The following is a 12,020-nucleotide window of genomic DNA, read 5'->3' on the forward strand; positions in this document are numbered from 1 at the left end:
GCCCTATCGCTAGCAGGCTAGCTCCCACAGGTTTAGCACTGAACCTGTGGGAGCTAGCCTGCTAGCGATGGCGGTCTGAAATACACCGCAAAAACCTCGCTGGATCCCCCCGCCACAAAACCCTAACCGAACATCTATCCTTCATAAAGGTCAACCAAGGGAGAACAACGGACCGGAGGGATGCTCATTGTGCATATCGCGGACATAACCATGTTCTACGCCCCTGCCAGCGGAGGCGTGCGCACGTATCTGGATGCCAAGCACCGTCGCCTGGGTATCAAGCCAGGCATTCGCCACAGTTTGCTGATTCCGGGGGCACACCTGAGTGAACGGGATGGCGTCTACACCGTTCCGGCCCCGGCCCTGCCTTTCGGCAAGGGTTATCGTTTTCCCCTCCGCTTGGCGCCATGGCGAAATGTCCTGCAGGATTTGCAGCCCGACCTGATCGAAGTCGGCGACCCCTACCTCACCGCCTGGGCGGCTCTGGATGCGCGGCGGCAACTGGATGTGCCGGTGATCGGGTTTTATCACTCCGACTTGCCGCTGCTGGTCAGCAATCGAATGGGCAATTGGGTAACCCCGAATGTCGAAGCCTACGTCAGAAAACTGTATGGCAACTTCGACCGGGTCTTGGCGCCGAGCCAGGTCATGGCCGACAAGTTGATCGGGCTCGGGGTGAAGAATGTGTTCGTGCAGCCATTGGGCGTGGACCTGCAAACATTCAATCCCGAAGCAAGGGACAGCGGCTTGCGGGCCGAATTGGGCATCGATGAAAACACCCATCTGCTGATCTTCGCCGGCCGGGGTTCCAAGGAAAAGAACCTGCCGGTCCTGCTCAACTGTATGAAACTTCTCGGGCCTCGTTATCACTTGCTTCTGGTCGGCTCGTCGATGCCCGCCGTGGTGCCGGACAATGTCACCGTCGTCGACGAGTTCTGCCCGGCCGTACAAGTCGCGCGGTTAATGGCCAGTGCGGACGCGTTGCTGCATGCCGGTGATCAGGAAACCTTCGGCCTAGTGATCCTCGAAGCCATGGCCAGCGGCATTCCGGTCGTAGCGGTGGCCGCCGGGGCCTTTCAAGAAATCGTGACCGATCAATGCGGTCTGCTCTGTGCGCCGAACAATCCCCTGGCGATGGCCAACGCGGTGCGCGAGCTGTTCAGTCAGGGTAGCGCTGCTTTGGGCAAACAGGCGCGCAATCATGTTGAACAACATTACGCCTGGGATACCGTGGTCAACAGCCTGTTGGGGCACTATCACGCCGTGCTCGGCAGCCAATGGCCGCTGACCGCCAATGGTTGACCCCATGAACCCGCCCAGTCTGTTACTTGTGCTGCATGACGTTGCGCCGCAAACCTGGGCCGATTACCAGCCTTTTGTCGAAGCCGTCGATGCCCTGGGCGAGGTGCCGATGACCTGGCTGGTGGTGCCAAACTTCCACAAGCACAATGAACTGGACGAGCATCCTGGATTTCGTCGGATGCTGACCAGCCGAGTCGCCCGAGGTGACGAACTGGCGTTGCACGGCTACTTTCATTGCGATGAAGCCCCTCCTCCCAGCAATCCCAGAGACTGGTTCATGCGTCGGATCTATACCCACGAAGGCGAGTTTTACAGCTTGTCGCAAGCTGCCGCCCTCGCCCGCCTGCGTGCCGGCATCGAGGTCTTCCATCGAAATCACTGGCCGCTGGAAGGCTTCGTCGCCCCAGCGTGGTTAATGAGCGAAGGCACTCGTCAGGCGTTACGCCAGTTACCGCTGAGCTACACCAGCGATCCCCAACATCTCTATCGACTGCCGGATTTCATGGCCATCGATGCGCCGGGGCTGGTCTGGAGTGCACGCAGCGCCTGGCGTCGGGGCTTGTCGAAACTTGTCAGTGATCAGCGTGAACAGCGTTGGCGGCAAGCCTCAGTGATTCGACTTGGCCTGCACCCGGTGGACATGCGCCATGGATTTTCGCGCAATTACTGGCTGCAAACCCTCAAGCGTTTGCTCGATGAAGGGCGGGTGCCAATGACCAAGGCACGGTGGCTCTCGCTGCACAGTGACCGCCTCGGTCGCGCCGCATGAGCCGGGGCATTCTGCTGTTTATCGCCCTGCTCGCCGCGGTGCTGATTCCGTTGTTGCTGGGCGGCAACGAGACGTGGTCGCGGCTGCAAAATTTCCCATTGAATGAATTGCTGATCATGTTCGGCATGATCTTGCTGTGCTGGGTGGTGAACACCCTGCGCTTACGCCTGTTGTTGGGTGATCAATGCGGCAAGGTGGGTCGGATCAGAAGCCTGGGCGTGGTGATGGCCGCCGAGTTCGCCTACTGCGCCACACCCGGCGGCAGTGGCGGGCCGTTGACCATCATGGCGCTGCTGGCGCGCAACGGCGTGCGCCCGGCGCGGGGTAGCGCGGTGTTCGCCATGGACCAACTCAGCGACCTGCTGTTTTTCCTTTGTGCGTTGAGCGGGATTCTGATTTACGCACTGTTCCAGCACCTCAGCGAACGCCTGGAATGGCTGCTGATCGTCAGCGCCGTCTCGATGTTTGGCGGGCTGCTCAGCTGCGTGGTGGTTGCGCGCTACCATCGAGTGCTGATTCGCTTGAGCGGGAGATTGCTCGTTCGCCTCAATGTCAAAGGCACCACGCGCCTGCGCTGGGCACGCAAGCTCCTGCACTTCCTGGCGGCGTTCACCGACACGCTGAAGTTGCCGATTCTGACGTTGATCAAAGTGTTTGCCCTGACCTGCGTGCATTGGCTCCTGCGGTATAGCGTGCTGTACCTGGCGCTGCGCGGGCTCGGCGCGGATCTGCAGTGGGCCTGGTGTTTCCTGATCCAGATGCTGTCACTGAGTGCCGGGCAGTTCAGCCTGTTACCGGGCGGTGCCGGCGCGGCAGAGTTGACGTCGGCGGCGCTGCTGGCGCCCATGGTAGGGAAATCCACCGCAGCGGCGGCGATTCTGATCTGGCGGGCGGTGACGTATTACTTCTATCTGGTGGTGGGCGGTCCGGTGTTTTTGCTGATGCTGGGGCGGCCGCTGCTCAAGAAACTGATGAAGTTCAAGCAGGCTTAGGCGTGTCTTCGGGCTCTTGCTGCAACTGTTCCCACAACTCGGCAGCGCCGGGAAACTCCGTGCCGTCTTCGGCGCTCATGTCATCCGGGTCATATCGACTCAAGCAGCCCTCGCCCAACGTTGCGGGGGCCTTGGAGGTGGCTTTGTCGAGTGGATCGGCCATGGTCATGTCCTCAGTGCAGAAACGGCGAAGGGCCTGAAGCGATTGAACGCCCAGGCCCTTCGAATTTCAACCGTGTTGTGCGGCTATCAGAACACCACGGTCTTGTTGCCGTGCACCAGCACCCGATCTTCCAGGTGATAACGCAGACCGCGGGCCAGCACCATCTTCTCGACGTCACGGCCGAAACGCACCATGTCTTCGATGCTGTCACTGTGACTGACGCGCACCACGTCCTGCTCGATGATCGGACCGGCGTCCAGCTCTTCGGTCACGTAGTGGCAAGTCGCGCCGATCAACTTCACGCCTCGCATGGAGGCCTGGTGATACGGCTTGGCTCCGACGAACGACGGCAGGAAGCTGTGGTGAATGTTGATGACCTTGTGCGCATATTCACTGCACAACGCGGGCGGCAGGATTTGCATGTAACGGGCAAGTACCACCACTTCGGCATCGTGCTGTTTGACCAGGCGCGAGACTTCGGCGAAGGCCGGCTCTTTATCCTGTGGATTGACCGGTACGTGGTAATAAGGAATGCCGTGCCACTCGACCATGCTGCGCAAGTCGTCGTGGTTGGAAATCACGCAAGAGATTTCGCAGTCCAGTTCGTCACTGTGCCAACGGTGCAGCAAGTCGGCCAGGCAGTGAGATTCACGGCTGGCCATCAACACAACGCGCTTTTTCTGCGCGGTGTCGGTAATGCGCCAGTTCATCGAGAACTCTTCGGCAATCGGTGCAAACGCTTCGCGAAAGGCTTCGATACCGAAAGGCAGCGAATCGGCACGAATTTCGTGACGCATGAAGAACCAGCCACTCTGATTATCCGAGTGATGGCTCGCTTCAGTGATCCAGCCGTTATGTGACGCCAGAAAGTTACTGACTTTAGCAACGATGCCGACGCGGTCCGGGCAAGCAATCACCAGCCGAAAAGTGCGCATGAGGGGGAAACTCCAGAACTTCGCAAAGGCCGCCATTCTAGCGATTGCGCAGCAAAACTGCAGTATTGATGACGCACTGATCTGCACGCAGGCCAGTGGGGCGCTTGCGACAGCACCTCAACGCCCGCGCGATGGTGCTCTTGTACTCAATCTTCAAGCGTTCATTTGTGAATATCTGTGATGACTGCATCACACTTTTAACTCTGCGTTCAATTTGTGCCCTATTCATCGCAACTAATTTAAATAAAACACCGGTTAAATGTTTACTTGATGAAACACCCTGACTATTATTGCGGCACTGTCACCCTGCCATCCAGCGCCCAACATAAGGTAGTCCTCATGTCCTTGATCAACGAATATCGCGCCACCGAAGAAGCTATCAAAGAGCTGCAAGCCCGTTTGAAGAACCTGTCCCAAGACGACAAACTGCAAACCGAGCTGGAATTCGAAGGCAAACTGCGCACCCTGATGGGCGAATACTCCAAGTCCCTGCGTGACATCATCGCTTTGCTGGATCCAGAGTCCAAGACCAAAGCATCACGCGGTGGCGCAGTAAAAACTACTGGCACCAAGCGTGCTCGCAAAGTTAAACAATACAAAAACCCGCACAACGGCGAAGTCATCGAAACCAAAGGTGGCAACCACAAGACTCTGAAAGAGTGGAAAGCCAAGTGGGGCGGTGACGTGGTTGAAGGCTGGGCTACCCTGCTGGGCTAAGCCCTAGAGGTCGTCAAAGAATTATCCGCGACAAAAAATAACGCCAGCTGATGCTGGCGTTTTTTTATGCCCGAAATACAGTCCGGGTATTTTTCGTTTTCAAAGACTCAAACGTTTGCGTAATCCCTGGACATAATTCTGCCATTCATTCAGCACCTCTCGCTGAAACGATGTAGCTGTAACGTTCAATTGGGCTGCGGCTTCTACGAAACTTTCAAGCGTATTGGGCGCCCCCCACTCAGGGGCCGACAAACGTTGCTGACAGAATAATCGCCAGCGCTCTTGCTCCTCGAAACTCAACGTATCGGGGAAGTTGCGCGCTCGATAACGAAACAATAATTCAGGTAAACGTTCGTCATCGAAAGGCCATTGCTGTTGTGATAATTGGGCAGGGTCGGCGGCCCTGACTTGCTCACATAGCCGACGATCCCGATCACCGATAAAACCATCGTATAACTGTTGTTCGGGATCCTGGCTCGGAGTGAAATCTTCGCCGGCATAAATTGCTAACACTTTATCCCGCCAAACTTGTTGTGCGTCACTTAGCCGCAGTACGCGATCCTGATAAAGCGCCATGTCCAGCCCCAGACGTTGCTGATCGTCAGGGCGAAGTACCGACAGCGGCGCCACCACCGGGCACTTGTTGATATGAATGAGTTTAAGCGGCACCGGTAGTTCGCCGTCGGCCAGGTCATCGCGGCGGGTGTACAGCCGCTGACGCAAGGTCTCCGCATCCAGATCAAGCAACCCCTGGGGATCCAGGTGCAGGTCACAGACAATCAACGCGTTCTTGTTACGCGGATGCCAGGCCAGTGGCAGCACGACCCCCACATAACTGCGAGCCGCCGAGAAACGCCCGGACACATGCACCATTGGCTGCAACAGCCGAATCTGATCCATCACCTTCTGTTTACTGCGCAACTGAAACAGCCAGTCATACAACTTCGGCTGCTTCTCGCGAATAAGACGTGCAAGGGCGATGGTGGCGCGAACGTCCGACAGCGCCTCGTGGGCATTGCCGTGGTCAATGCCATTGGCGGCGGTCAGCCGTTCGAGCTTGAGCGTCACCCGCCCTTCATCATCGGTTGGCCAGGCGAGGCCATCGGGACGCAAGGCATAGGCGGCACGCACCACATCAATCAGGTCCCAGCGGCTGTTGCCACCCTGCCACTCGCGGGCATACGGGTCGAAGAAGTTTCGGTACAGGCTGTAACGGGTCATCTCGTCATCGAAGCGCAGCGTGTTGTAACCCGCTCCGCAGGTGCCCGGCGCCGCCAGTTGAGCGTGCACCCGGGTCATGAAGTCGGCTTCGCTCAAACCGTGTTCGGCCAGTTGGCCCGGCGTAATGCCAGTGATCGCGCAGGCGGCCGGATGCGGCAGGATGTCGTCGCTGGGCTGGCAAAACAGGTTGACCGGCTCGTCTATTTCATTGAGATCGAAGTCGGTGCGAATCCCCGCTACTTGCAGCGGGCGGTCGCATCGGGGATTGATGCCAGTGGTTTCGTAGTCGTACCAGAAGATCGAGGTCACGGGCTGTTCCTGAACTGAAGATCGGCAAAGTCTAGGCGTTCACATCCCGCCCCGGCCAGTAACTTGTCATTCAATCACTTCTGGTTTCGCAACGTGCACTACATAGTTATGTCGTTTTCCCCCGAGAGGCTGCTAGCATCGGACGGACATCGAATCCCGAACAGGCCACATCAAGGTTGCCCATGCTCGAGACCACAGCACTGCCAAGGAAAGCGACGCTGTCCCCGCCACTGGACACGCGGTATCAAGTCGAAACGCCCGAAGGCATCGACTTGCCACTGCGCCCGGCCGGGTTGATGGTTCGTGCGCTGGCCTTTTCCATCGACCTCGGGTTACGCGGGCTGATACTCGGCGTTCTGTTTATCGTGTTGGCATTTCTCGGAAAACTCGGCGCCGGGCTGGGCTCGATCCTGCTGTTCGCGGTCAGCTGGTGGTACATGGTGCTGTTCGAGGTGCTCAATCAGGGCCGTTCGCCGGGCAAACAATGGATGGGGTTACGCGTGGTGCACGACGACGGCACGCCGATCGGCTGGTCCGCGTCGCTGTTGCGCAACCTGTTGCGATTCGTCGACCTGTTGCCATTTGGCTACTTCCTCGGCGCCATCAGTTGCCTGCAACACCCCTCCTTCAAACGCCTCGGCGACCTGGCCGCCGGCACGCTGGTGATCTACCGCGAACAACCGTTGACCCGACCGCAACTGCCCGACGTCCCGCCTCGGCGACCCGCCTTTGCCCTGACGCTGAGCGAGCAACGCGCCATCCTCGGGTTTGCCGAACGCCAAGGCGAACTGTCCGAAGCGCGAACCCATGAACTAGGGTCCATCCTTGCCCAACCGTTGCAGGTTCCCGCGCCACGCGCCGTGGCGGAACTCAACGGCATCGCCCGTGGCTTGTTGGGGCCCGCATGAAGCAAAGCCTTTTCGAAAATCGCCACAAGGCCGAATGGGAACAGTTTTCCCTGATGCTCGAACAACTGGAGCGAGGCAAGCACACCTCCCGGATCGCCAGTTTCCCGAAAGACTATCGGCGGCTCTGCCAACAACTGGCACTGGCGCAGGAACGCGGCTACAGCAGTTTCCTGATCGACTTTTTGCAGCAGCAAGCATTGCGCGGGCATCAACAGCTTTACCGGCATCGCAGTCGACTGGGCGCCAACCTACTGAGTTTCATCCTTGCCGGATTTCCGCGGCTGGTGCGCGAACAATGGCGCTTCGTGCTCGCTGCCGGCCTGATGTTTTTTGGCAGCCTGATCGGCTTCGCCCTGCTGGTGTATCTGTTCCCGGACCTGGTCTACAACCTGATTCCGGCCGAGCAAGTCAATGAAATGCAGAGCATGTACGACCCGGTCGCCGGTCACTTGGGGCGCTCGGCGGAACGCGCCGCCAGTGAAGACTGGGTGATGTTCGGTTACTACATCATGCACAACATCGGCATCGCCTTTCAGACCTTCGCCAGCGGTTTGCTGTTTGGTGTGGGCAGCGCGTTTTTCCTGTTGTTCAACGGTTTGATGATCGGTGCGGTAGCCGGGCACCTGACGCACATCGGTTTCGGCCAAACCTTCTGGTCGTTCGTGATCGGCCACGGTGCGTTTGAACTGAGCGCCATTGCCCTGGCCGGTGCCGCCGGCCTGCAACTGGGTTGGGCGTTGATCGCCCCGGGACGCCTGCCTCGCGCCGAAGCGTTGCGACTGGCGGCACGCAAAAGCGTGTTACTGATCTGCGGCGTCATGCTGTTTCTGCTGATTGCCGCGTTTATCGAAGCCTACTGGTCGTCGATGACCGCGCCGGCGCCCATGACCAAATACCTGGTCGGCGCGGCGCTCTGGTTGCTGGTGGCAACTTACTTGCTGTTTGCCGGACGAACCCGCCATGCGCCTGAGTGACGCCACGGTGGTGATTCGCCCGCGCACTTCCTGGGAAGCCATGGACCTGGGCGTGCTGTTGAGCCAGCGCCATCGACGGTTGCTGATGACCAGCTGGGCCATCATCACCTTGCCGATTTTCGCGCTGCTCAGCGTTTTCCTGTGGGATTCCCCCTCCCTCGCCGTGTTCATCTTCTGGTGGTTGAAACCGGCATTCGAGCGGCTGCCGCTGTACATCTTGTCCAAAGCCATGTTCGGTGAAACGCCCACCTTGAAACAGGCGCTGCGCGAATGGCCACGCCTGCTCAAGCCGCAATTGCTGGCCAGCCTGACCTGGCGACGCCTGAGCCTGAGCCGCAGTTTCCTGATGCCAGTGGTGCAACTCGAAGGCCTGGCGGGGGACGAACGACAGCAGCGCTTGCGGGTGCTGCTACAGCGCAATGCCGGCGCCGCGCAGTGGCTGACGATTATTGGCGTGCATCTGGAAAGCGCACTCTGGATCGGCCTGATGGTGCTGTTCTATATGTTCCTGCCACAGCAGATTGAACTCGACTGGAGCTGGCAGACCCTGATCACTGCCGCTACCCAGGACTGGCGTTGGCTGGAACACCTGACCAATGTCTTTTATGTGCTGGTGCTGATTGTCTGGGAACCGGTCTATGTAGCCTGCGGCTTCAGCCTTTATCTGAATCGGCGCACGGTGCTGGAAGCCTGGGACATCGAACTGGTGTTCCGCCGATTGCGCCAACGCCTCAACACCACGGCGGTCACGCTGTTGCTGGCGGCGATATTGCTGATGCCGACCACGCAAAACGTTTGGGCAGATGAGCCGGTCATTACCCCGGACAGCCCACGCCTGCTGGACCAACCGCTGACCAGCCAGGCCTCCAGGGACAGCATCAAAACAATCCTCGATCACCCCCCGTTCAAGAACAAGGAAACGGTGACCCGCTATCGATTTGGCGAAGACAAACCCGACACCCAAACCCCGGACGACGGAAAAACACCCGATTGGCTGAAAGCCCTGGCCAGTTTGCTCGACAGCCAGCGTTTCGGCGTTATCGCCAACCTGATTGAAGTGCTGCTGTGGGCCGCCGTGATGAGCGCCATCGGCGTGCTGATCTGGCGTTACCGCGACTGGCTGCTGGCGTTCGTCAGCCGTCGGCCGGTGTTAACCCGTAAAGTTTCACGTTCGTTACCACAGCAAGCGTTCGGTCTGGACCTGAGCCGTGAAACCCTGCCCGCGGACATTGCCGCCAGCGCCGAAAGCCTCTGGCAAACCAACCCGCGCGCCGCCCTCGGGTTGCTCTATCGCGCATTACTCAGCCACTTGCTGCACGACCACCACATGGCGCTCAAACCCGCCGACACTGAAGGCGAGGTGCTGCAACGCGTCGAGCAACTGCACCAACCGGCCTTGCTCGCCTTCAGCAAAACCCTGACCGGGCACTGGCAGAACATGGCCTACGGGCATCGCCTGCCACCTGCGCATTTGCAACAGGAACTCTGTGACGGCTGGCGAACATTGTTCGGCCCGGGAGCCGCCCGTTGAGCCGGCGCTTGTGGCTTTCGGTCGGCGTGTTCATCGCTGTGCTGGTGGGCGCGCTGAGTGTTTATCTGTACCTGAAGGCCACGCCTTATCAGGCCGAAATCGATCACGGCCCCACACCGGAAGCCCAGGCCAATCCCTATCTGGCCGCCGAGCATTTCCTGCGAAAACAGGGCCTGACCGTCGGCCATGCCAACAGCCTCGACGTGCTGCCCAGCCTCGATCCGCATCAGCACAGCCTGTTGTTGCTCGGCGACCGCTACAACATGACGCCGCGCCAGATTGATCAAGTGATGAACTGGACACGGGCCGGCGGACGCCTGCTGTTTGTCGCCCAGTCGCTGTGGGATGAAAAGACCGGCCAGAGTAATGACCTGCTGCTCGATCGCGTGCAGCTGCACCAGTCGCTGAGCAAAGACCTCAAGGAACCACCGCCGGACATCCTCGACGATCCATTCCCCAAATTGACCAAGTTGTACCTGGAGGACGAGAACGCGCCGGCCTACGCCAGTTTCGATACCGCGTTCCATCTCGAAGACCCGAAAAACCTCGCGCAAGCCTGGGCCAACAGCGGCAAGGCCACGCACATGATGCAGCTGAACCACGGGCTCGGTTCGATCATTGTGGTCACCGACGCCGACCTGTGGAAAACCCCGGCCATCGGCCAATATGACAACGCCTGGCTGCTCTGGTACCTGACCGCCGACACAAGCGTGACGTTGCTGTTCAACACCGATCACGACAGTCTGCTGACCTTGCTGCTGCGCAACTTCCCTCAGGCGCTGGTCGCTCTCATCGCCCTGATCGGTCTTGCGCTTTGGCATGTCGGAGTGCGCCATGGTCCGCTGCTGGAACCGGCGTCGAAAGGTCGCCGGCAACTTCAGGAACACCTGCGCGCCAGCGCCGATTTCATGCTCCGCCGCAGCGGTCAGCACACCCTGTTGCAAGCTTTGCAGCAAGACATTCTGCGCCGTGTTCGCCACCGTCATCCCGGTTTTGAACAACTCGGCGTCGCTGAACAATGGCTGGTGCTCGCACGCCTGACCGGCCAACCCACACGCGCCATCAGCCAGGCCATGAGCCCGCGACCAAAGCAGCGGCTGTCCAGCGCTGAATTCAGCCGTCAGGTCGCCCACCTGCAAACCTTGAGGAATACGCTATGAGTCAACAGATCGAGCCTGGCAGCGCGACCCACGCCGCCCAGCAACGCCAGCGCGCCAGTCAGTTGGCCCAGGCCGTGCGCAATGAGTTGCAGAAAGCCGTTATCGGCCAGAACAGCGTGATTGATGACGTCCTCACCGCGCTGATCGCCGGCGGTCATGTGCTGCTCGAAGGCGTGCCGGGGTTGGGCAAGACGTTGCTGGTGCGCGCCCTCGCCCGTTGCTTCGGCGGCGAGTTCGCGCGCATCCAGTTCACCCCGGACCTGATGCCCAGCGATGTCACCGGGCACGCGGTCTACGACCTGAACACCGAGCAGTTCAAACTGCGCAAAGGGCCGCTGTTCACCAACCTGCTGCTGGCCGATGAAATCAACCGCGCCCCGGCGAAAACCCAGGCCGCATTGCTCGAAGCCATGCAGGAACGCCAGGTCACCCTCGAAGGCCGCGCCCTGCCCATCGTGCAACCGTTCATGGTGCTCGCCACGCAAAACCCGATCGAACAGGAAGGCACGTATCCACTGCCCGAAGCCGAGCTCGACCGTTTCATGCTCAAGGTGCGCATGGACTACCCCGACGCCGAGCAAGAGCTGAACATGGTCCGCCAGGTCAGCCGCTCGACCCGCGCCGACATGCTCGACGTGCAACCGCTGCGCACCGTGTTGCAAGCCAAGGATGTGCTGGCCTTGCAACGCATTGCCAGCGATCTGCCGCTGGACGATCAGGTCCTCGATTACGCCGTGCGTCTGGCCCGCACCACCCGCACCTGGCCAGGCCTGACCCTCGGCGCGGGGCCACGCGCCTCCATTGCCCTGGTGCGTTGCGCCCGGGCCCGTGCGCTGCTGCGCGGTGGCGACTTCGTGATTCCCGATGACATCAAAGGCTGCGCCTTGGCGGTGCTGCGCCATCGCGTGCGGATTGCCCCGGAGCTGGACATCGAAGGGCTGGATGTTGATCAGGTGCTCAAGCAACTGCTCGATCAAGTGCCGGCGCCACGACTGTGAAAACGGTCATGCGGACACCCCCTGTGGCGAGGGAGCTTGCT

Annotated in this window: 12 protein-coding genes; 9 read left to right on the forward strand and 3 right to left on the reverse strand. The window is 59.8% G+C overall.

From position 1 onward, the window contains the following. Nucleotides 1-180 precede the first annotated feature (180 nt). From gpgS to gpgF, 3 genes are read left to right on the forward strand one after another with little or no spacing between them, the layout of a single operon-like run. Entirely contained in the window at nt 181-1,302 is a 1,122-nt protein-coding gene (gene gpgS, locus ACA060_RS22460) for an N-acetylglucosaminyl phosphatidylglycerol synthase (RefSeq protein WP_497313257.1), read from the forward strand. After that, a complete protein-coding gene (gene gpgD, locus ACA060_RS22465) occupies nt 1,295-2,071 on the forward strand; it encodes an N-acetylglucosaminyl phosphatidylglycerol deacetylase (protein ID WP_497313259.1) in 777 nt (258 codons plus the stop codon). Before gpgS ends, gpgD begins: the two co-directional genes overlap by 8 nt. After that, entirely contained in the window at nt 2,068-3,063 is a 996-nt protein-coding gene (gpgF, locus tag ACA060_RS22470) for a glucosaminyl phosphatidylglycerol flippase (protein ID WP_497313261.1), read from the forward strand. The genes gpgD and gpgF overlap by 4 nt, the downstream gene beginning before the upstream one ends. Here the strand turns inward: gpgF and ACA060_RS22475 are convergent. Then, on the reverse strand, nt 3,050-3,226 hold the full coding sequence (locus tag ACA060_RS22475) for a hypothetical protein (RefSeq protein WP_178082322.1): 177 nt from the start codon (nt 3,224-3,226) through the stop codon (nt 3,050-3,052). The genes gpgF and ACA060_RS22475 overlap by 14 nt on opposite strands. Nucleotides 3,227-3,312: 86 nt before the next feature. Next, complete coding sequence (gene purU, locus ACA060_RS22480; protein WP_461976236.1) at nt 3,313-4,161, reverse strand: formyltetrahydrofolate deformylase; 849 nt, start codon at nt 4,159-4,161, stop codon at nt 3,313-3,315. 339 nt (nt 4,162-4,500) lie between these two features. Here purU and mvaT point away from each other — a divergent pair, with 339 nt between their 5' ends. Then, entirely contained in the window at nt 4,501-4,878 is a 378-nt protein-coding gene (gene mvaT / locus ACA060_RS22485; protein WP_497313263.1) for a histone-like nucleoid-structuring protein MvaT, read from the forward strand. Between the two features lie 99 nt (nt 4,879-4,977). Here the strand turns inward: mvaT and sbcB are convergent, their stop codons facing one another. Continuing rightward, nucleotides 4,978-6,408 (reverse strand): exodeoxyribonuclease I, encoded by a 1,431-nt coding sequence (sbcB, locus tag ACA060_RS22490; RefSeq protein WP_497313265.1) that lies wholly within the window; start codon nt 6,406-6,408, stop codon nt 4,978-4,980. 182 nt (nt 6,409-6,590) lie between these two features. Between sbcB and ACA060_RS22495 the strand changes: the two genes are divergently transcribed. Genes ACA060_RS22495 through ACA060_RS22515 form a run of 5 tightly spaced genes read left to right on the forward strand, consistent with a single transcriptional unit; the run spans nt 6,591 to nt 11,979 of the window. Continuing rightward, nucleotides 6,591-7,316, forward strand: a complete 726-nt coding sequence (locus tag ACA060_RS22495; protein WP_497313267.1) for an RDD family protein — start codon at nt 6,591-6,593, stop codon at nt 7,314-7,316. Next, entirely contained in the window at nt 7,313-8,290 is a 978-nt protein-coding gene (locus ACA060_RS22500) for a stage II sporulation protein M (protein ID WP_497313269.1), read from the forward strand. Before ACA060_RS22495 ends, ACA060_RS22500 begins: the two co-directional genes overlap by 4 nt. Further along, a complete protein-coding gene (locus ACA060_RS22505) occupies nt 8,277-9,821 on the forward strand; it encodes a DUF4129 domain-containing protein (RefSeq protein ID WP_497313271.1) in 1,545 nt (514 codons plus the stop codon). Before ACA060_RS22500 ends, ACA060_RS22505 begins: the two co-directional genes overlap by 14 nt. Next, nucleotides 9,818-10,981: a DUF4350 domain-containing protein gene (locus tag ACA060_RS22510; RefSeq protein ID WP_497313273.1), complete on the forward strand. Its 1,164-nt coding sequence runs from the start codon at nt 9,818-9,820 to the stop codon at nt 10,979-10,981. Before ACA060_RS22505 ends, ACA060_RS22510 begins: the two co-directional genes overlap by 4 nt. Then, on the forward strand, nt 10,978-11,979 hold the full coding sequence (locus ACA060_RS22515; RefSeq protein ID WP_109634332.1) for an AAA family ATPase: 1,002 nt from the start codon (nt 10,978-10,980) through the stop codon (nt 11,977-11,979). Before ACA060_RS22510 ends, ACA060_RS22515 begins: the two co-directional genes overlap by 4 nt. The last annotated feature ends 41 nt before the right edge of the window (nt 11,980-12,020 follow it).

The organism is Pseudomonas sp. LBUM1671 (genome assembly GCF_059695685.1).